Raw genomic sequence first — 21,090 nt, forward strand, 5'->3', positions numbered from 1 at the left:
TCTCTGACTTGAATTGAACAGGAGTTTAAAGATTCCTCTTATCGATAATTTCTAGATAGTCTGCGGCGCTATATCTATATTGGGCACAACCACTTAAAATATCATAAGCTATAGAATAGACATTACCCTCTTCAATATTGTTACAAATAAAGTATGCTATATTGGTGAAAATATCATAGTTTTGGAACTGACCGTAACCGGTTGACTCGACATATTTATTATCAATGGCTTGTAATATCTCAATTTGGTCGACTTGTTCAAATTGCAAAATAACCTTTCCAAATGACTGTAAATTATTTTCGACTATATAATCACAAATTCTATCGGCTTGAACTAAACTATTAATGAATTCTGTGACTTGCATATCTAATATTTCATTTTGAATTTTCTCTAAGACGATTTTTTTATCGAAATCATTACTTCGATGATTTAATTTAATTTCTATATCATTTAATATTTCATCAACAGCATCGTACCGTTTGAATTTATTTCTACTTGTACACTTTTCAACTACAAATGTCAGCAAGTGTTCAATATCTGTGGAACCCGTCGTGAATACATAATCTATCAGTTTACCTAATGAATATATATCGCTTTTTTTATCAAGTTTTGTAAAATCCCCTATTGCTAAAGGATCTACAAATAGATGATTGTTTTTCACGGTTGCTGTTGACTTCAAACTTCTCTCAATTGATTCATCTTTACTTAGCCCAAAATCGCACAGTACAAAATCATTCCCTAATTTTAACACATTACCAAGATGTAAATCCCTATGAATGATATTATTTTCATGAGCATACTTCATTCCATGTAATACGTCATAAATTATCTTCATTTTTTCCTCGAATGAAATATCAACTTCTTTACCGAGATATTCAAATAAGTTTTTATCGGCCCTTTCCATTAAATAAGAAAAGGTTTCGGGATCATAGCTAAACACGTTTAAAACTTGTGGACAATCCCGGAGTTTGTACATATTCTCAAATTCGTATTTCATTCTTCTTTGAAAGTCTTGGTTATTGCTGTAAATAGGATTTAATTCTTTTCTTAAAATCCCCTTTTTCACTTTCTTAATAATACAGTATGAACCTCGGTCGATAATGTCGTCATTAGATAGTTGTAATAAGCCGTTAGGAGGGTTGTTCACCTCGATATCGTTCCTTTTAAGGAATCTAATCGACTTTTCAAAAATACTGTCAGAAAACTCTTTGTTGTATGTCGAATGCTTAAAGATATTAAGGATGCCCTCTATTAGTTTAATTCTTTTATCTTCGTTTATATCTTTGAACTGGTCATAGAGATACTCAATTTCATTGAACTTGAAGTTTGAATAGCTGTCGAAATAGTCTTCAATATCTAAGTAATCGATAGATAAAATAGACATGTCAAAATAGGCATCTAACATTAAGCCGTTATAATTCCAACCAGTTTCAGTAGATTTTCTATCCCACAATATACGGTCAAAATACTTAAGTAGCTTCACATACTCGTCCAGTTTCATAGTCTTATCCTCCTGTCAATATATCACCAAATTTAGTGTGTTTATGTTTCCAAATTAGGGTGAATGGTTTTTAGAATCCTTACTATTGAACCTATTTATTAGTATTCGATGCCCAATTCTATTGCTTCCCCTACATCAGATCCAGCCCCAAAACTAAAATCTCTGTCTATCCTCTCTTTTTTAAACGTACTAAGATCTTTATAAGGAATCCCAGTTCTTTGATCACCAGCGTATCTCACCTTATGCGTCCTAAGTGAAAAGTCCATATATGGGCCAGATGTGATAACAAGAATTCCTTCCTCCAATCGGAAATCGGAAAGTATGTATCTTCTTATTTGATCACAAATAAGATTAGCTGCTCGGGTTAGTTCGGTAGTTAAATCCATTATTAAATCAACATGAAACATATATTCTTTGTGTAGTTTACTATTTAATTCGGGGTCCCAACGGTCTAGTTTATAAAACTTTTCAGTGTAAAGTTCACCGTTTCTTTCGATAGAATGATGAGTAAAGGTATTAATTAAATCTTGGAGAACTCTTCTAAAGTTCTCAAAGGAATTTTCTAATTCGATATATGTATTAGGCATAATTCTTGTGAATATCCAGTTTTTTAGTTCCTCTAACTCGTTGAGTTTCTGCTTATTTAACTGAGGTTGTCCAGATCCCAGTAACCATGAAGTCCATATATCCCAGGTATCCAAATCTACTCTTCTTACCCATTCATCAATATAATCCGAATAAATTAATTCTTCTCTCATTTTGATTTCATCTATATTCAGTGAATTATTTACCCACTCTTCGTGATCCCTTTTTATTTCTTTTAGCTTGGCGACCGAGTAGAATTGTTCTTGATCATCAATGACTTTATGGTGAATATTGCACATTAATATTAAATTAGCGTACAAGTCTCTTTGTTCTTCGGGGAAGTTAGGATTCCCACGCGGTCCGTCATCTTTTTTCGCTATGATATGGCATTCTTCGCCAACAATAGATGGATCATCGGTTTCTATTTCATCCATAACGAGCTCACGTCTACAATTAGGAATAGCACACCTATTTGCGGATTTCCCCCAAAGAATTTTCCTCGTTTTTACCGATATACTCATTTTAATTCCTCCTCAAAGTATATTCAGACAAATAACTATATTTATTCTAAGTCAATTTTCATATGGTTAGTTTTTCTACTTTGAAAGTAAAAACACATACAAAAAAATAAAAAAGATCTTATTTTTTGGAATTCCACCCAAACAAATATGGGTGGAGTTCTTACAAGTCTATCACTATCAAAACTCTAAATTATACCCGTAATTTTTGAAGGATACAATTGCACTCGTCGAATTGAAAGACTTTCACCAAATCCTTTCTGTTGAAGTAGGAGGGTGTAGAGACGACTGCCGTTCATCCCAACAAGCCAGTCGCTAATCTGGCGTGTTTTTGCTTCATGATAAAGCAACAAGTCTTTTTTGTTGTCTTGAAGGTTATTAAAACCTTTTCGCACTTTATCAGCTTCCAAAGAGTTAATCCAGAGTCGCTTGATCGTCTTATTTTTCACACCTGTCATGTAGTAAATGGAGTAGAAAATATTAGATCCTTCACGATCGCAATCGCAGCAGTTCAAAATAGTGGTAATGGAAGGGTTATTGAACAGTTATTGAACAGTCTTTTGATAAAGTTGAACTGGACTCCCTTATCATAGGAAACTTTATACTCGTACTTATTTGGCAGGATGGGTAAAGACGATAGGCGTTCTTAGATTCCGTAGAATTCACTTCCAAAATCCTAATTTTGCGAACGTGTATTCTTGTCTTTAGTTTGGACGATTTATATTGAAAAGTCAATCAAGTAAGACATTTTATTGTTAGCTGAGTCGATTATGAAATTGACTCAAAGGATATAAACTTATATAGTAGATAATAAATTCCATATAGAGGCGGATTTCTATGGCTAAAACTGATAATTTACTAGCAATTCTATGGATGCTTAGTTCAGGTGAAAAAATTACTGCAAAACAAATTTCAGAAAAGTTAGAGATAAATATAAGAACTGTATATCGTTATATTGATACACTTTCAATAAGTGGTGTACCTATAATTTCAGACGCAGGACATAATGGTGGATATACTTTATTGGACAATTTTATTGAAGCTCCTCTTTTTTTTGATTTTGAGGAGCAAACCTCGCTATTTCACGCTGCTATTTTTGCAGAAGAAGCGGGATATTATGGAGATGAAGCATTAAATAGGGCTATTTCAAAGCTAAGAAAATATTCGAATCAAGAGCAGGAAACAAAGATAAATCAACATTTAACTAGTCTTGAAGTAATAAGTCGATTAAGTCCCCCCGCTATGGAACCTTTTTTGAAGGAGTTGGAGCAGGCCGTAGCTGACGGATACTCTGTAAAAATTCTATACCATAAAAGTGGCGAAGGGCAATCAAAGTATAGATTGGTGGATCCGTACAGGATTATTTATTGGAATAATAAGTGGTATGTGATTGGATTTTGTCATCTTAGGAATGATATCCGTAGTTTTAGAATAGATCGAATGGAAAATCTAATGTTAGCTGAAAATAAGTTTAACCGACCAGAAAATTTTTCAGCACGTGACTTTTTTATGAAAAACCTTGTTCCAACTATGGAAGATAAGGAAGGGATTATTTCTTTGGTTATTAATGGAGATAAAAGGGCATTGGGTGATATTTGTCAACATTGGTTTTTAGGACATTATTTACAAGAGTGGACTTCAAATCAAGCAGTATTTCTCCTTGAAAAAGATGTGATACATACATATGTACCTAATTTACTTTTACCGTACGGTAAATCTATTCGAGTTATTGAGCCAACCAGTCTTAAGAAGAGGCTGGTTGAAGTTTTGTCGGAATTAATAAAATTTCATCAAATTTGATAACTTCCCTGACGCTAGGTGTCAGGGAAGTTATGTTATATTTGGCTATATTAAATGTGATTGGAGTGTTATTGGATGCAAACAAAAAAAGTTTTTCTATATGTATTTAATACAATGTCGGACTGGGAATATGGATATTTAATTGCTGAACTAAACTCAGGAAGATATTTCAAAAAAGATTTAGCGCCTTTAAAAGTAATTACAGTAGGAGCTAATAAAGAAATGATTACTACTATGGGAGGACTGAGCATAAAACCAGATATTTCCCTTGATGAATGTACGCTTGAGAGTAAAGATCTTTTAATTTTACCAGGAGGGACTACTTGGAGTGAAGAAATTCATCAACCTATCTTGGAAAGAATTGGTCAAGCTTTAAAGCTTGGCACTATTGTTGCTGCAATTTGTGGTGCAACTGAGGGCCTCGCGAATATGGGATACTTAGATACTAGAAAGCATACAAGTAATAACTTAGAATATACTAAAATGGTATGTCCTAACTATAAAGGAGAAAAATTCTACGAGTTGGGATCTGCGGTATCTGATGCGAATTTAGTTACTGCATCAGGAATAGCTCCTCTGGAATTTGCGATGGAGGTACTGAAAAAAATAGATGTATTTGCACCAGATACATTGCATTCATGGTATAACCTAAATAAGACTTATAAACCTGAATACTTCTTCCAGTTAATGAATTCAATAAGTAGATGAACTAAAAAAATCAACTTAGCAGTTTGATATTAGTTTAAATAGTTACCATGCTTTAGACGATGTCTAAGCATGGTTTTTGTATATAACTTAAAATAAAGACCTTAAAAAGCAGTATAAATGCAACTTGATCTCTCATTCTTTTTACCTGTTGTCATAAAATAAGTAATTTAATTATGATAACTCTGAAGACATGTAGTCAAAGTAAAGAGGTTGCTGTCATAATATTTTCTCCACTTTACTATTGATATTTACTGTTAATCCTGTTTACTTTGCAAGTTCTCACACTTTCCAATGTTGTTTCATAATCCTCTCTTTTTATTGGTAACTTCACTATAAATCATTACGTTGCGTAAGGGTCAAATCTAATAGTAACTTTTTTTATTGTAACTAAAAAATTAATATCTTTTTATGAAAAATGAGCGCCGAAGAATCTTTTTCTAACTAGCTTTTTTTGCTAAAGTGAACTTTTCATGTTCGACTATTTTTATTAAAAAGTCCAACGTAAATATGGTCTACTTTCCTTGCCTGATAAAGGATTCAACGCTTTTCTATTAAACTTAAACGTTGATTGACCTTAATCATCCACATAAAAGTATGGCGACGCTCATAAAAAACACCCCTTTCTGTAAAACATAAGTTCGGTTATTATCGCATAAATAAAGAGGGTTTTCTAATTCTCGTCGTTATTCTAGTCACACTGAACGCCTCCTTTTCAAAGACCCAAATAGATTCACTATCAAACTTCCGCATGTTCTTCTTATCTATTGTTGTGATGAAATGCTAGTTCTATTAGTATTGCATAAAATTAGTAGGAGTTCCAAATTCATAGTAAGGATAAAACATAATTATGCCAATATTTACATTCCTTATGCTGAATGCTATATTTATAAAACTATATATTATTTATTAAGATTGGGGATATTATGAGAATAAAGCAACATAAACTAATCCTTACCATATTAATAATCTATACAGCTTTGATCTTATACTTTTTGTTTTTTGGTGTTGGTAGACCCGGTGCGGCAATAACAGTTCATGAATATCGTTTTAATTTAATACCGAATATAATTCAATTGAGATTCCCAACGTTATCGGATTTTACACATTTTCGGTTTTTTGACATAGGTAATTTTGCAGGATTTATTCCTTTTGGTATATTGATCCCTATGCTATATCGCTGTAATTTTTTTAGATTTATTTCATTTTTTCTTTTGTCAATCCTTATACTAGAAACTGTGCAAATGCTAACTTATCTCGGTAGTTTTGATATAAATGATGCAATCGTGAATTCACTGGGTGCGGTAGTAGGATTTTGTGCATACAAAATCGGATTTCGTTTTAAGAGTAATCGGAAAAAACTTCTTGTCACTGTTATGTCTGTTGTAATCCTTTCAATAGGCGTAATCGGTTTTTCGGAATTGCTAAACAAAGCGTTCACAAAAAAAGAAGGACCAAGTGTAGCTTTAAATGAACTAGAGAGTAACTTAAACGTTCCTATGGATAGAAGTCTCCAAAGTTTCGAAATTGGACATGAAAAAGTTGAACCAAAAATAAACTTGTATGGTAGCGAAGGCAATAATGTGGAAATATTCACCTATGAATTTGGGGGTAAAGATGTTGTGCTTTCTTTAAACTATGGGATTCCAGATAGTGCTAGTGACTATTATGGTGAAGTAATTGTTTCCGTTGATGGGAAAGAGATTGAAACCAATTCTATAGACAAAGAATATCGTGACATAGTCTCTTCCGAATTTAATATCGACAAGGTAAATGAACTTACAATCACAATTAAAGGGAATGTAAAGGTATGGGATGTTACATTTAAAGAAATGAATTATTGGTGGCATTAACAATCTAATAAATACTATAAGGGGATGTTATGATTTTTCATAACATCCCCGTTTGCTTGCTGTATTCTCTCCCATCCGCTATATATTGCACCTTTTCTTATTTCTTCTTTTGAATAAAGCCGAATAACTCATAAAAAGGTTGGCTCCAATTTTATTGTCTAACCACATTAAACAATTCGTTTAATTGAGAACGGTTATCAATTACTGTATGGTAGATAGTAACAATACAAATAATTGAAAAAAGGGGAATATATAATGCAAATATATTGGACTAAAATAAATAAGATTATTGAAGAAACGCCTGAGGTTAAAACTTTCCTGCTCGACTGTCCGGAAGGTTATACATGGGAAGAAGGTGCTCACATCCACTTGGCACTGGAAGGTTTTAATGCTGGGGATAAACCGAACCGCAGACTGATTCGCCATATGTCAATCTCAACTTTACCAAACGAAAATTCAATCGGTATCACAACACGCATCAAAGAGCAGTGCTCTGAGTTTAAAGCAATTTTAAGAAATCTTGACGTAGGCGATGAAATGGCCATCTTTAAAACGCATTCGAATGTACCGCTAAAAAGAGAAGATAAAAATGTTTACCTGCTGTCATCAGGTGTCGGCCTAGCAACATTCAGACCGCTTGTACTTGATTATTTCGAACGTGCTGACAACGTCAATAAAATTCATTCCCTGAATGTTGATTCATCAAAAGATTTCTTGTTCACCAATATTTTTGAATCCGCACCCGATAAGAAGTTCGCATCGCAGTTCGTCGATAATCGTAAAGACTACTATGAAGAAGTAAAAAATCTAGCCGCAGACAAGGATGGGCTCTTCTATGTTGTCGGCAGCGACGAATTCCTCGTTCAGAACATTGAAGTACTGCTTGAGCAGGGCATCAAACCGGATCAGATTATGCTCGACAAGCATGCTCGACAACTGCCTGAGTTTTTATCATCCGATTTGTCAATTTAAGTGGGACAACATTTACTTCAGTTAAATGTAACTGATTCATATATATACCCTTTGTCATTTTACAGTAAAATTGACGTTTGCAGGGGGAACGTAGCGCTGAATCATTCAATAACGAGGAGATGGTGTATATGAATCATTATCATAGTGATGTCGTTCAGTTCAGAGGAACTCATTATGATTTCGGTTATATGCAAGGGGAGTTGTTAATGGCGTCTCCGATCTTATTTAACCGTGAAAAACAATGGGCAGCAAAGAGAAAACGTCATTTTGCTATAAATGAAGAAGAGGCGATTCAACTATTTTCCAAATTTCTTCCTAGTATGTTAGATGAGCTACAGGGGCTAGCTGATGCATTCAATTTGACAATGGAGGATGCATTTAGGGAATTTGGTGGTTATTATGTCGATTATGAGGAAAGTGGCTGCTCTATTTTAACAGGATCCAAATTTATGATTCGAAATTATGACAGTCATCCTGGTTACTACGAAGGGCGGTATGTCATTTATCAGCCAACAGATACGGGATATGCGACGATTGGTCCTTCCATGCAAATCACAGGACGTACCGACGGGATGAATGAAAAAGGGCTTGCAATGGGCTACAATTTTATTAACCGGGTGGGCTCGGAAAATGGATTTGTCTGCAATATGATTGGCCGGATTATTTTAGAAACTTGTGCCAATGTAGAGGAAGCGATCACTTTATTGAAAGAAATTCCCCATCGTACGTCATTTAATTATGTATTGGTGGATCCTAGTGGTGAAACATTTGTTGTAGAAGCCTCGCCAAGACAGGTGATTGCTAGAAGATCGAATATTAGTACGAATCATTTTGAAGTTTTAACAGAAGAAAACCGTTATCGTACAGATGATTCTTTAAGAAGACATAAAGTATTGGAAAGTCAGCTAAGTGATAATCTAGATGTGTATGAGGCATATCAACAGTTGAACAATCAAGAAAAAGAGATATTTTCTAGCAAATATGATGCTTCTGCGGGAACAATACACACATCTGCTTATCTTCCAAGAGAAAAGAAGGCTTTGTTTGCAATTGGTGGCAATCGAATGCCAGTTATCTTTGATTTTAGTCGCTTTTTAGATGGTGAAAGAATAAATATTAAACAAATCAAAGGTATGCTTAGTTATCATACACCTTTTGTCAATATGGATCGAATTTACGACTCCTAGGCATAGCCAAACGTCCGTTAAACTAATCCACTAGTTTAACGGGCGTTTTTTCTTCAACTGTAGTATTTTTAAACTTAGTATTGTGTCGAAAGGTGTTTATTTGAAAATAACATGTTTTTTTGGATGTTGGATAACTGTCACTTTGCAAGACAATTAAATTAAACTTTTCACAACTTTTGACATTGTTCCACCGTCTGTTTTTCCGGCAAGTAATGGTTTTGCGATTTTCATGGCTTCTCCCATGTTCATGCCTTTGGTGATTCCTGCTTCTGTCAATGTTGTTACAATTTCCTCTTCGCTCAGTTGTGCAGGCAAAAAGCTTTTAAGCAGAACCAATTTCGCTTCTTCTTTTTCTATTAGATCTTCGCGTTTTGCTTTTTGTGCGCCTTCTAGCGCTTGATTGGTCTGTTTGATTTCGCGGTTGACGATTGCCACTTCTTCTTCGGTTGAAAGAGCTGCACCTTTTTCCTTTTCTGCGCTATCGAGTGCTGCTTTTACTAATGTCAGTACTCCTTTTGCGAGCGTATCCTTTTCTCTCATGGCATTTTTTAGTTTTTCGAATACAATTGTTTTTAACATTTTTGTATCCCCTCCAATTAGTGTTTAAAAGTATAGAAGAGGAACATGTGAAAAGCAATAAATGAAGATTGACCATGTACGCTGATGTCCGAATTTTTCCGGATTATATACTGGTTATGATTCTAGGCAATTAAAGGCGACTTTTCCTATTGCTGAAAGGTATTTATGCGTCTAATTTATAGCGATTGATAAATGTCCTACGGCTGGTCATAATACAATAAGACACGATGTGAATAAGGCGCTTTATAAACATGATTGTATAAATGTTTTTGAAAATAAATAACAAACCTTTAAAGCGCTGTCCTTTCCCCGGGAACAACTTCTACAAATAGAGGAGGATTCATATGGGACATCATCACGACCATACACATGGCGCGAATAAGAAAGTGTTATTAATATCATTCTTTATCATTGCAACTTATATGATTGTAGAAGTCATAGGGGGCTACTTAACAAATAGCCTTGCCCTTTTAGCAGATGCCGGTCATATGCTAAGTGATGCAATTTCGTTAGCGATTGCATTAATTGCATTTAAGTTAGGAGAAAAGGTAGCGACTAAAAGTAAGACATTTGGCTATAAACGTTTTGAAATTTTAGCTGCCGTGTTAAATGGTGCGACGTTAATTGTCATTGCTTTGTTTATTTTCTATGAAGCAATCAGGCGTTTTTCAAATCCGCCCGAAGTAGCAACAACAGGCATGTTGATTGTCAGTAGCATTGGCCTAGCTGTTAATATTCTAGTTGCCTGGATTATGATGCGTGGAGGGGATGTAGAAGAGAACTTGAATATGCGCGGGGCATACTTGCATGTAATAAGTGATATGCTTGGTTCTGTCGGGGCTATTGTGGCTGCACTGCTAATCATGTTTTTGGGATGGGGATGGGCAGATCCGTTAGCGAGTGTTGTCGTAGCTGCGCTGGTTTTACGAAGTGGCTATTACGTATCGAAATCTAGCCTACATGTGCTTATGGAAGGTACACCGCAAAATGTAGATATAAACGAAGTGATTCAAACAATCGAAAAAACAAAAGGAATTCAAAGTGTTCATGATTTACATGTTTGGTCGATTACAAGTGGCTTAAATGCACTTTCTTGCCATGCAGTTGTCGATGATAAAATGTCAATTGCAGAAAGTGAGAAATTGCTTCATAAAATTGAACATGATCTTGAATATAAAGGTATTCAGCATGTAACAATTCAATTGGAAACGTCAGCGCATCGGCATGACGATTCGATATTATGTGAAATGAAGGCTGAAACATCAGATCATCGCCATCATGAAATCAAAGGTGGAGGTTAAATTAGAAAAGTAAATGTCTTTCCATATAAACATGAGGACAACTTTTAATGGTTGTCCTGTTTTTTACTTGGGATGATCATACGGTCAATCGGAGAAGAGGATGTAAAATGAAGCATAACGTAACGGTATATACTAATACGCAATGTCCTGTATGTCGAATGGTGAAGGACTTTCTAAATGATTTGGATATACCTTTTAATGAAATAAATGTGGATATCAATCCAATTGCCATGATAAAACTTATTGTGAAAACAAAAAGACTTACGGTTCCACAAACAAATATAAACGGAGAATGGATTTCGGGATTTGACCCAGTGGGTATATTGACAGCAATAAATGCTAAAAGTGAAATTTGAAAAAGGATATTTGACAATTTATTTAATATAGAGTTATCCTTACTTGGAAGTTGTTGAAAAGGAATTTAAGGAAGTGGTTCGTTGAAAACAAGTACATAGAAAGTTAGGGGATTTTTATATGATGATTGATGATGTTTTAGAATACAATGAACAATTTGTTGAAGACAAAAAGTATGAGGCCTTCCGTACAACAAAATTCCCAAACAAGAAAATGGTGATTGTCACCTGTATGGATACAAGATTAGTCGAACTATTACCCCGGTCTATGAACCTTCGCAATGGGGATGTTAAACTTATCAAAAATGCCGGTGGCGTTATTTCCCACCCGTTTGGCAGTGCCATGAGGAGTATTTTAGTGGCATTATACGAACTAAAAGCAAGTGAGGTTTGTGTAATCGGGCATCATGGGTGTGGTATGGACAATATAAATTCACTTGAAACGATTAAGAAAATGCAAGAAGGCGGGATTTCTAAACAAACTTTTGACACATTGGAGTTTGCGGGAATTAATGTCAAGGAATGGTTAGCAGGCTTTGAAAATGTAGAAGATAGCGTTCGTAATAGCGTAAGTATGATCAAGAAACATCCCCTTCTCCCAATTGGAACACCTGTCCACGGATTAGTGATTGACCCAGAAACGGGAAAGTTGGATGTGGTAGTAAAAGACGATGTTACCGTCTAAATTACGACAAGTAGGAAAACGATACGCATAATTCTTTGAGGAAAAACGAAAAAAAGGCATTTGGGAATAAGCGTATTCCCGAATGCCTTTTATATTTAAGGTTAAGATTCTTATTTTAAGAAATTCTCAGTTGAAGTTACAGCACAATACATATCGTTAAGTGCACCGACAAACGCATTATGAACTTGTTCAGCTGGCACGTCCTTACCTTCATAAGATAAATCTCTTGTCGCACATGCGTCTTCAATAAGAGTTGTTTCAAAGCCTAGATCCACTGCCGCTCTGACTGTTGCATCAATACACATATGCGTCATCATACCAACAATGACTACCTTGGTTACGCCATTTTCTCTTAGTTTGCTTTCCAAGTCAGTTTGTAAAAAGCTGTTCGGGAAATGTTTGATGATAAGGTTTTCGTTTTCTAAAGGTTGAACAGTTTCATGTATTTCAGCACCTTCCGTATCCGGAAGAAAGAATCCTAAAGCTGGATCAGCTGCGATATGTTGAACGTGAAAAATATTTTCATTGTTGTTCTGTCTAAACCATTCAAGAACTTTAGCTGCATTAGCAGCTGCTTTATCTGGATTAACTAATTCCATATTTCCGTTTGGGAAATAGTCATTTTGAATATCTACAATAATTAGCGCTGTACTCATTATTTTCCCACCTCACCTGAAAGTATTTTGGTACACTATAATCATAACTCGTATATTGATTTTTAACGATAGGTTGGCGAAACACTTTCAGCTCAAAAAATTTCACGGTGAAAGGAATGTATTATGGAACTTGATAACATTGATTTTCAGATCCTTCGGTTATTATCGGAAAATTCTCGTATTCAATGGAAAGACTTAGGCGAACAAATTCATATGACGGGACAAGCGGTGGGGAATCGTATAAAAAAACTGGAAGATAGTGGCGTAATTAAAGCCTACTCGCTAATCGTTGATGAAATGAAATTGGGGCTTACTTATACAGCGTTTATCATTATTTATATGAAAACAACAAACCATGATGCATTTATACGATTAATGAATGATTGCAAAGAGGCAGTGGAAGTTCATCGTGTGTCAGGAGAAGGCTGTTACCATATAAAAGTCAAAGTGAACTCTCAAGAACAATTGAATCTCTTTCTTGATAAAATTCTCGAGTATGGGAATTATGCTGTACATTTATCGATAAAAGAGATTAAACAACAACATCTGTTGAATGCTACAAGATAAAATGATTACGACCAGTGATTTGAATATAAAATAAAAATTCGTTATCTCATGAGATAGCGAATTTTTAAGTAAGTTTAATTGAGATTGAGTTTCTTTAATTTTCTACTTGAAATAACAAACGCGATCACAAGCACAACTGCGGCAAATACATACGGCATATCGATATTGATATCAAATAATATACCGCCAATAATCGGTCCTATTATGATACCTAAACTAGTGTAAGCAGAGTTCATGCCCGCAATATACCCTTGGTTTTCCCCAGCAATTTTTGATAAAAAGGATGTCACAGCAGGGCGTAAAATATCACCAGAGAAGAATACAATGCTCGTAATGATGATCATCATCCAGTAACCTTCTATTAAAATCGAAATAAAGATAAAAATAGCAGAGGATAACAAGGTTAAATTAATCAGCATTCGTTCCCCAATTGCATTGACCATCTTATCAAAGAATAAAATTTGAGCGACAACCCCAGCGATTGAACCGATCGTAATAATGATTGAAATATCACGGACCGTAAAGCCAAGCTTTTCATCGACGAATAAGCTAAACATCATTTCATAAACAGCCAGTCCAAACGCCAGAACGAACACGACCAGTAGTGGTGTGAAGTACTGTGGTTGAAAAGATTTTTTAAACTCCTGAATAAACGCTGGTCGTACAGCGGATGCACGATTTTTTTGTAGCTGCTCTTTTGAAATCGAGTCGTCCATTACAAGGAAAATAACAATGGCCATAATCGAGGATATGGCAGCAGCAAAGAAGAAAGGTGCGCGTATCCCAAACTCTGCAATAAATCCACCAATTCCTGGTCCAATTATAAATCCTAAACTAATCGCAGCCGATTGGTAACCTAACGCTTTTGCACGATTCGCTAGCGTCGTTTTATCGGCAATATAAGTAACAACAGCAGGCATAATGAAGGCGGCACCCACACCGCCAAGTAGACGACTCACAAATAATAGCCACGTTTCATTTGAAAAACCGAACAGTGCCTCTGAAAATGAAAATAACAAAAGACCGAGGATCATCATTTTTTTACGGCCGATTGAATCGACCCATACACCTGTAAAAGGGGAAGCAAGAAACTGCGCAAATGCCATCGCAGCAAATAAGTAACCGACAATGGCACCACTTAAACTTAGATCCTTCGCAATTGATGGCATAACTGGTGCGGCAAGTCCTATCCCCATAAAAGCAATAAATAAACTAGATAAAGCAAGTGCAATAGACACTTTCTCTTTTTGATTCATAATTAATTACCTCTATTTAACTGTCAAACAATTCATGGTCCTATTTGTCGGAGGATGAAATGGATGCATTCACTTTCTTCATTGTTTGTAATACATTTTGCAATTGTTCTAAATCGATGTCAGCGAAGTGCTTCGTCATAAATTCTTTATCTGCTTCTACGCTCAATGCCTGATAAGCGAGACCTTCTTCTGCTAATCCGATGAAAAACTCGCGATGATTATTTGGGTTGACCTCACGTTTGATAAAATTTAGTGCTTCTAGCTTCGATATTACTTGGCTCACCGCACTTTTAGAAATTGCGAATTTCTTGGCGATTTCATTTGCTGTAATACGTGGATTGTCCTTCAAAAAAAATAAAATCGTATCTTGCTGTGCTGTTAAATTATAAGCATTGAACTTTTGTGCGTTTTTATTATATAAAATATAATTCAAGTAATATTCACTAAAAACGACAGTCAGTTCTTTAAACATTTTTTGATGATTTGAAAGCATAATATCCTCCTTCTAGTTCAGTTAAGTAAACTGAACTTAACTAACAAAAAGTATTTTATATGTTAAGGAGTTTTTTGTCAACAATAAAAAAGGTTCCGATCACCAAATACCGATGATTGGAACTTTTTTTATTTGATTCTTCAGGAGCAATTCAACTATGGAATATATACCCGGAATCTCTCTCTTTTATGTTTCCTTATTATGATCTCCCCATTGGCACATCGTCTGGATAATCGGCCAAAGCGTTTGCCCCTTTTCAGTCAGGCTATATTCAACCTTTGGAGGAATTTGTGGATATTCCTCACGAATACAAATTCTCTCCAACTTTCCGAGACCATCAACCCATCTTACCCGTCCAGTTCCTACTCAGTTCCTACTGGTAGTTCATTGTAATAAACTAAAATGTGTTCAGAATGCTCATTAAGTTTGTCGAATTCATCAAACTCATCTTCCAATGGTACACCTTGTTCTTCAACGAATACTTCTTTTCTGATTTTAAATGCTAGATTTAAATCGTTCTCTAGTGTTATTGTTTTTGAAACCAGTGTTATTCAGTCCTTTTCTAAAGTATTTAACTAGTCTATCGCAGTTTGATATATCATTAAGGCCTGAATCTGATTCAATATCCAATTGGATAAGATTTACTATCTCAATTCATCTGGATAGCTATCCCGGTTCATCGTATAAATAATTTCGCCAACAAAATCTTCAAAATCGCTTGCTACATTCGTTTGTTTGGCAAGGATCGCATTCGATTCATCTTTTCTGTTTTCAAAAATAACATAATGACTTAGATTATCTATCTCAACACGATAATAACCGACATTATTTTGGAAACCCGCGGCAGTTTGATTAAGCTCATAATTTTCTTCATTACCAGCCTCATCGGTTAGAGTCATAGTTTTTTCTTTTGAAAAGTTAATCTTTACTTTTTCGCCATCCTTTGAAACAGCATGCCAATCACCGGCATATTTATCTGATGGTTTACAACTTGCCAACAAAACGAGTGCCAACATAACTACTAATCCCGTACTTATTTTTTTAAGCATATTGTCATCCCCCTAAAAAAACCACTGCTGATTTTTTCTCCCCTCAATATTACCATAAAGTGGTTGTACAGAAAGCCTTTTTGTTTGAATTAACACCGTATGATGTAATGATGAGGAAAAGTGTACATTAGTTTGTCGTTAAATATGATGATACGCGAATTATTGAAAGGGGCATTTTAAAGTAATATGAAAAAGTTTGAAAAACATAGAGGCTATTCAAGAACTTATGAGGAAAATAAACTTACTCTCGGCTTATTTTTTCCGCTGGAATCTTATAGCGGGAGTATTCCGGAGATGAACTTAGAACAACAAATAGCACTCGCGAAACAGGCAGAAGAAGCTAATTTTGCATCCCTTTTTGTCAGGGATGTTCCATTAAACGATCCTTCCTTTGGTGATGCCGGTCAAATCTACGATCCATGGGTATTTCTTGGCTATGTAGCCGCACATACTCAAAAAATTGCGTTAGGTACAGGAAGTGTTATCACATCATTACGCCACCCACTAGACCTTGCAAAATCTGCAGCTTCAGTTGATCAGATTTCGGAACAAAGGCTCTTACTTGGCGTTGCAACTGGGGATCGTCCTATAGAATTTACTGCCTATGATGTTGAAAGGGAAGATAGAGCACAATTATTCCAAGAGTCTTTTCATGTGATGAAAGAAGTTTGGGCAAACTCATTTCCCGGAATCAATACCAATAGAGTCCAGTTAACTGGCGCAGATCTTCTACCAAAACCAGCCTTATCAGATATACCTGTTTTTGTAACGGGTCATTCGGGTCAATCATTGGAATGGATTGCAAAAAATAGCGACGGCTGGATTAGTTACCCGCGTAATCCAAATGATCAGGGGCGAGTCATCACTAATTGGAGGTCTCTAACAGACGAGTTCAATCCTTTCACTCAATCTCTTTATATAGATTTATTGGAAGACCCGAATGCTGGCCCTAGTCCAATACATTTAGGATTCCGAAGTGGCTATAAGTTTTTAATTGAATTTTTGAGGGCGCTGGAATCTGTCGGGGTCAATCATGTTGTTTTGAATTTCAAGTTTGCAGAACGACCAATAGAATCCATCATTCATGAATTGGGAGAGAAAGTTGTGCCTCATTTTCCTGCCCTAACAAACTCATGAATTATATAAGTATAAAAAAGACTGAGTGCGTCAACGCTCAGTCTTTGCATTTAACATCCTTCACTATCGCACACTATTCCCTCAGGGAAATCCGGTTTTTGTCTATTGATTTCATCGTCAATAATTTGTTCGAGCGTTTCTTTGGAACGAATTCCGGCAACTTTCGTGTCACCGATTACAAAGGTAGGAACCGCTGTAATGCCCGCTGCTTTATAAGCGTGCTGCAATGTTTTTTGATGGGCTTCTTTGTATTTCCTCGTTTCCAATGCTTCTCGATATTCTCTTTCGTCCAAACCAATCTCGCCGGCTAATCGAGTTAATATCTCACGATCGCCAATGTCTTGATCTTCTTGGAAAAAAGCACGCAACATCCGGTCGTTGTATTCATTTCCTTTGCCTTGTTCTTTGGCATATTGATAACCTTCGAAAGCTAAATGGGTGTGTGGCTGTGGAGATACACTTGGTAGAATAATGTCGATTCCCATCTGTTCTGCGATCGGAAATACGGATTGTTTCCATGTGCTTTGTAAATAATGTTCTTCAGGTTTTAATGTTTCATTCGGATAGGGGCGCAGCTCATACGGCATCCATTCAACTTCCACGTCTTTTCCTTCTATTGCTTCATCCATTGGTTTTTTCGCTAATAAACAAAAAGGACAGACATAGTCCGAGTATATTTTAATCTTAACTGTCATGTGATTACCTCCTGTTTATTGTCTACCTGTGTTGCCTGTAGGATTGACCAATCCGTTCCATTGTAATTCATCATCTGGGTTCGTAAAATAGATGCAATCGAACTATTGTTTCTATAAGGAGATATAATAATGGTTACATTGTTAAATATACTGGATTATTCACCAATAGATGAAGGAAGGAATGCGCGTCAAGCGTTATTGGCGACAACGAAATTGGCGAAGCGTGCGGAGGAACTTGGCTACCACCGGTTTTGGGTAGCGGAACATCATCATGTATTATCTGTGGCAGGCAGTAGCCCGGAGATGCTGATGATGCATTTAGCGACATCAACCAAACGCATGCGAATCGGTTCGGGCGGCGTCATGCTTCCGCATTACAGCGCGTATAAAGTGGCGGAGAATTTTCGAATGCTAGAAGCACTGCATCCAAACCGAATTGATCTGGGAATCGGCAGATCGCCTAGCTATCAAATTGTTAATCGCGCTTTGAATGAAACAAAAGGAAAACGTGTGTCCTATGAACAGCAAGTGCAGGACATCAATAAATTTATAACCGATGATACTTCGGAAGATCATCGATTCAATAGCCTGATTGCAACGCCGATCATAGAAACGATTCCCGAAATGTGGATGTTGGGGACAGGTATGGGTAGCGCTAAGATTGCTGCGGATAGTGGGACAGCATATGCCTTTGCGCATTTCGCTAAGCCTTCTGAAGCAGCGGTGGATGCCGTAGATCATTACCGAAAACACTTTAAGCCCTCACGATTACTTGATAAACCCAAAGTCATGATAGCCGTTTTTGCTATTATTGCGGAGACAGCAGAAAAAGCGGAAGAACTCGCTAAGGCTTTTGATTTATGGTTATTGTTTGTTGAATCTGACAACCCGCCACCTTATTATCCATCCGTGCAAACCGCAAATAGGCGGGGAATTAGTACTATTGAAAAAGATAAAGTCATGCAAAACCGGAAGCGCATGATTATTGGAGACGCGGAGCAGGTTAGAGATGAAATTAAACGGGTTGCGGACTTGTATCAGGCAGATGAGGTTACCATTATTCCCAATTTCTTCGGGGCCGATAATCGAATGGAAGGAATCGCGTTATTGGCGCAGGCTTTTGGATTGCATTGAAAAAACTAAATATTTCATCATGAGCATAATACGAAATTTATTATATTGAAAACTTATAAATAAAGGATGAAGTTTAATGGAATTTATACTAGACCGTTCAATTAAAAAACCTATGTATAGACAAATTGCAGAACAAATAGAGAATGGGATTATATCGGGGGAATTATCTCAAGACCAGCCATTGCCATCTGAACGTGAGTTAGCAAAAAAGTTACAGATAAATCGGAGCACAGTTGTGACTGCTTACGATGAGTTAGAGGCGATTGGATTAATTGTCAGGAAAAAAGGAAGCGGCACTTATATAAATACGGATATATGGGGACTAACCCATAAAAGAGTTCCCAATTGGGGTAGATATGTAGAGGATGGCTCATTTATTCCGAATCTTCCGTTGGTACAGAAACTTCGTAATGAAACTGAGCAAAAAGGAATGATTAACCTATCAAGCGGGGAACTTTCATCAGATTTACTACCTAACGCCCAATTCGCTAGGATTCTTAAGGAGCATGCTTTTGATGAGCATTTAGGTTACGATCATCCTTTAGGCGATGCGGGATTACGGGAGACCATTTGTAAACATGTAAAAACCTATAAAAATATGGTTGTTGAGCCAAACTCCATACTGATTACATCGGGCGCTCAGCAAGCAATCCACCTAATCGTTCAATGCCTGTTAAAACCAGGTGATACAGTAGCTATTGAAGATCCATCCTACGCATTCTCTTTACCGATCTTTCAATCATTTGGTATTAGAACGCTATTACTCCCAGTTGATCAATATGGCTTAAATCCTGATGATATTGTAGCTTTACAAAGAAAACATCGAATTCGTATGCTTTTTTTAAATCCTGATTATCAAAATCCTACTGGCACAAAAATGTCTCTGGAACGTCGAAAGAGAATATTGGAATTATCATCAAAGTACGGTATTCCCATAATAGAGGATGATCCTTATAATTTGACGTCATTCGATGGGCGCATTGGACCCACGTTAAAGTCAATGGATGATAATGAAAATGTTGTATACATTAGTTCTTTATCAAAAGTTGTTGCATCAGGATTACGCATTGGTTGGATTATTGGACCAGAAAAAGTGATTAAGCGTTTGTCAGATGGCAAACAGCAAATTGACTTTGGTCATAGTGTTTTTCCTCAATGGATAGCGAATCAATTTCTAGAGTCCCCTCAATTTGACAAACATGTTTCAAATTTAAGGATTCAACTGAGGGAGCGTAGGAATGCGTTAATTTTAGCATTGGACAGTTTATCTAAAAATGAGGTTACATATTTAGTACCACAAGGCGGAATTCATTTATGGTGTAAAATAAATCACGAAATTGATGAATATAAGTTACTTGAAGAATCCATGAAAAAAGGCGTTTCATTTGTACCTGGAAGAATAATGGGTTCAACAAATGGATACGTTCGATTTACTTATGGAAGAGGTAACGGAGCTTCAATACAAGAAGGCATTTCAAGGTTTGTCTACGCGCTGAGAAGTTATGGGATATAACGGTATTTTATTCTCGGGTGATGTTTGAAATTCCCTAGAATTGTTTTGTCAACAACATAATTTAGGGGACGATTGTGAATAATCCACCCCTGGTCAAAGAGTCTACAGGGAGAATCTAAAGAATGTATCATTGAAATACGAACTTTTTCAGTGGGCTTAGACGGTTCCTGAGACTCGAAAAAAACATGTGCTTTATCACTGGGCCCGAACCGTCCTTCGTTGTTAATGAAGTATAAATATAGCTATAAGACTCACTATAACAATAAATGGGATTGATAAAACATAAATCCACAGCAAATTAGGCAAACTTTTTTCACTACTGTAATTTTTATTCATAGAATTAGCAGCGGATATGGTCAAAATTAGTCCGATAGCTAAAATAATGACCACGAAAATCATTGATACAATAAGGGCTACCTTCATGCCTTCCTCCTTTTTAGAAATAAATTTCTTCGTTCTATACGTTATAATTCTATAATATAAAACATTTTCGAGGACCATCCAATTAGGGGTTATTTAAACCAACCACTTTTTATGGCGTTGGATAATTG

Annotated in this window: 21 protein-coding genes and 1 pseudogene; 12 read left to right on the forward strand and 10 right to left on the reverse strand. The window is 36.1% G+C overall.

Annotation, left to right across the window (positions count from 1 at the left end; translation table 11 throughout):
- Window positions 1-25 precede the first annotated feature (25 nt).
- The 3 genes from JSQ81_RS12955 to JSQ81_RS20240 all read right to left on the reverse strand — a co-directional run bounded on the left by JSQ81_RS12955 (window position 26) and on the right by JSQ81_RS20240 (window position 2,999).
- On the reverse strand, window positions 26-1,501 hold the full coding sequence (locus JSQ81_RS12955) for a protein kinase domain-containing protein (protein WP_212604442.1): 1,476 nt from the start codon (window positions 1,499-1,501) through the stop codon (window positions 26-28).
- A gap of 98 nt (window positions 1,502-1,599) precedes the next feature.
- Window positions 1,600-2,607, reverse strand: coding sequence for a hypothetical protein (locus JSQ81_RS12960; protein ID WP_212604443.1), 1,008 nt, complete (start codon window positions 2,605-2,607; stop codon window positions 1,600-1,602).
- A gap of 185 nt (window positions 2,608-2,792) precedes the next feature.
- Window positions 2,793-2,999, reverse strand: a complete 207-nt coding sequence (locus JSQ81_RS20240; protein WP_212604444.1) for a hypothetical protein — start codon at window positions 2,997-2,999, stop codon at window positions 2,793-2,795.
- Window positions 3,000-3,441: 442 nt separating this feature from the next.
- Here JSQ81_RS20240 and JSQ81_RS12970 point away from each other — a divergent pair, with 442 nt between their 5' ends.
- The 5 genes from JSQ81_RS12970 to JSQ81_RS12990 all read left to right on the forward strand — a co-directional run bounded on the left by JSQ81_RS12970 (window position 3,442) and on the right by JSQ81_RS12990 (window position 9,121).
- A complete protein-coding gene (locus JSQ81_RS12970; protein WP_212604445.1) occupies window positions 3,442-4,404 on the forward strand; it encodes a helix-turn-helix transcriptional regulator in 963 nt (320 codons plus the stop codon).
- Between the two features lie 75 nt (window positions 4,405-4,479).
- Window positions 4,480-5,112 (forward strand): type 1 glutamine amidotransferase family protein, encoded by a 633-nt coding sequence (locus tag JSQ81_RS12975; protein WP_212604446.1) that lies wholly within the window; start codon window positions 4,480-4,482, stop codon window positions 5,110-5,112.
- Between the two features lie 923 nt (window positions 5,113-6,035).
- Window positions 6,036-6,962, forward strand: coding sequence for a VanZ family protein (locus tag JSQ81_RS12980; RefSeq protein ID WP_212604447.1), 927 nt, complete (start codon window positions 6,036-6,038; stop codon window positions 6,960-6,962).
- A 255-nt stretch (window positions 6,963-7,217) separates the two neighbouring features.
- Window positions 7,218-7,934: a dihydropteridine reductase gene (locus JSQ81_RS12985; RefSeq protein WP_212604448.1), complete on the forward strand. Its 717-nt coding sequence runs from the start codon at window positions 7,218-7,220 to the stop codon at window positions 7,932-7,934.
- 128 nt (window positions 7,935-8,062) lie between these two features.
- Window positions 8,063-9,121, forward strand: a complete 1,059-nt coding sequence (locus tag JSQ81_RS12990) for a C45 family autoproteolytic acyltransferase/hydrolase (RefSeq protein ID WP_212604449.1) — start codon at window positions 8,063-8,065, stop codon at window positions 9,119-9,121.
- 153 nt (window positions 9,122-9,274) lie between these two features.
- Here JSQ81_RS12990 and JSQ81_RS12995 read toward each other — a convergent pair whose 3' ends face one another.
- Window positions 9,275-9,700: a GatB/YqeY domain-containing protein gene (locus JSQ81_RS12995; protein ID WP_212604450.1), complete on the reverse strand. Its 426-nt coding sequence runs from the start codon at window positions 9,698-9,700 to the stop codon at window positions 9,275-9,277.
- Window positions 9,701-10,044: 344 nt separating this feature from the next.
- Here JSQ81_RS12995 and JSQ81_RS13000 point away from each other — a divergent pair, with 344 nt between their 5' ends.
- The 3 genes from JSQ81_RS13000 to JSQ81_RS13010 all read left to right on the forward strand — a co-directional run bounded on the left by JSQ81_RS13000 (window position 10,045) and on the right by JSQ81_RS13010 (window position 12,039).
- Complete coding sequence (locus JSQ81_RS13000) at window positions 10,045-11,001, forward strand: cation diffusion facilitator family transporter (RefSeq protein WP_212604451.1); 957 nt, start codon at window positions 10,045-10,047, stop codon at window positions 10,999-11,001.
- A gap of 107 nt (window positions 11,002-11,108) precedes the next feature.
- Window positions 11,109-11,357, forward strand: coding sequence for a glutaredoxin family protein (locus JSQ81_RS13005; RefSeq protein ID WP_212604452.1), 249 nt, complete (start codon window positions 11,109-11,111; stop codon window positions 11,355-11,357).
- Between the two features lie 118 nt (window positions 11,358-11,475).
- Window positions 11,476-12,039 carry a beta-class carbonic anhydrase gene (locus JSQ81_RS13010; protein WP_212604453.1) on the forward strand — a complete coding sequence of 188 codons (564 nt, stop codon included), beginning with the start codon at window positions 11,476-11,478 and terminating at the stop codon, window positions 12,037-12,039.
- A gap of 110 nt (window positions 12,040-12,149) precedes the next feature.
- On the opposite strand, the gene JSQ81_RS13015 is transcribed toward JSQ81_RS13010, so the two are convergent.
- Window positions 12,150-12,695, reverse strand: a complete 546-nt coding sequence (locus tag JSQ81_RS13015; protein WP_212604454.1) for a cysteine hydrolase family protein — start codon at window positions 12,693-12,695, stop codon at window positions 12,150-12,152.
- 123 nt (window positions 12,696-12,818) lie between these two features.
- Here JSQ81_RS13015 and JSQ81_RS13020 point away from each other — a divergent pair, with 123 nt between their 5' ends.
- The gene (locus JSQ81_RS13020) at window positions 12,819-13,262 is read left to right on the forward strand and encodes an Lrp/AsnC family transcriptional regulator (protein WP_212604455.1); all 444 of its coding nucleotides are present in this window, start codon (window positions 12,819-12,821) and stop codon (window positions 13,260-13,262) included.
- A gap of 74 nt (window positions 13,263-13,336) precedes the next feature.
- Here JSQ81_RS13020 and JSQ81_RS13025 read toward each other — a convergent pair whose 3' ends face one another.
- The 4 genes and pseudogenes from JSQ81_RS13025 to JSQ81_RS13040 form a co-directional block, all read right to left on the reverse strand.
- Window positions 13,337-14,518 carry an MFS transporter gene (locus JSQ81_RS13025; protein ID WP_212604456.1) on the reverse strand — a complete coding sequence of 394 codons (1,182 nt, stop codon included), beginning with the start codon at window positions 14,516-14,518 and terminating at the stop codon, window positions 13,337-13,339.
- Window positions 14,519-14,558: 40 nt separating this feature from the next.
- Window positions 14,559-15,011: a MarR family winged helix-turn-helix transcriptional regulator gene (locus JSQ81_RS13030; protein WP_212604457.1), complete on the reverse strand. Its 453-nt coding sequence runs from the start codon at window positions 15,009-15,011 to the stop codon at window positions 14,559-14,561.
- Window positions 15,012-15,197: 186 nt separating this feature from the next.
- A pseudogene (locus JSQ81_RS20065) lies at window positions 15,198-15,556 on the reverse strand (winged helix-turn-helix transcriptional regulator).
- A 99-nt stretch (window positions 15,557-15,655) separates the two neighbouring features.
- Window positions 15,656-16,060 (reverse strand): hypothetical protein, encoded by a 405-nt coding sequence (locus tag JSQ81_RS13040; protein ID WP_212604459.1) that lies wholly within the window; start codon window positions 16,058-16,060, stop codon window positions 15,656-15,658.
- 186 nt (window positions 16,061-16,246) lie between these two features.
- Between JSQ81_RS13040 and JSQ81_RS13045 the strand changes: the two genes are divergently transcribed.
- Window positions 16,247-17,197 (forward strand): LLM class oxidoreductase, encoded by a 951-nt coding sequence (locus tag JSQ81_RS13045; protein WP_212604460.1) that lies wholly within the window; start codon window positions 16,247-16,249, stop codon window positions 17,195-17,197.
- A gap of 50 nt (window positions 17,198-17,247) precedes the next feature.
- Here JSQ81_RS13045 and JSQ81_RS13050 read toward each other — a convergent pair whose 3' ends face one another.
- Window positions 17,248-17,892 carry a DsbA family oxidoreductase gene (locus JSQ81_RS13050; protein WP_212604461.1) on the reverse strand — a complete coding sequence of 215 codons (645 nt, stop codon included), beginning with the start codon at window positions 17,890-17,892 and terminating at the stop codon, window positions 17,248-17,250.
- 129 nt (window positions 17,893-18,021) lie between these two features.
- Between JSQ81_RS13050 and JSQ81_RS13055 the strand changes: the two genes are divergently transcribed.
- Together JSQ81_RS13055 and JSQ81_RS13060 are read left to right on the forward strand one after the other, a co-directional pair.
- Entirely contained in the window at window positions 18,022-19,026 is a 1,005-nt protein-coding gene (locus JSQ81_RS13055) for an LLM class flavin-dependent oxidoreductase (protein WP_212604462.1), read from the forward strand.
- Between the two features lie 76 nt (window positions 19,027-19,102).
- Complete coding sequence (locus tag JSQ81_RS13060) at window positions 19,103-20,539, forward strand: MocR-like pyridoxine biosynthesis transcription factor PdxR (protein WP_212604463.1); 1,437 nt, start codon at window positions 19,103-19,105, stop codon at window positions 20,537-20,539.
- Window positions 20,540-21,090: the final 551 nt, after the last annotated feature.

The organism is Sporosarcina sp. Marseille-Q4063 (assembly GCF_018309085.1).
Lineage (GTDB): Bacteria > Bacillota > Bacilli > Bacillales_A > Planococcaceae > Sporosarcina.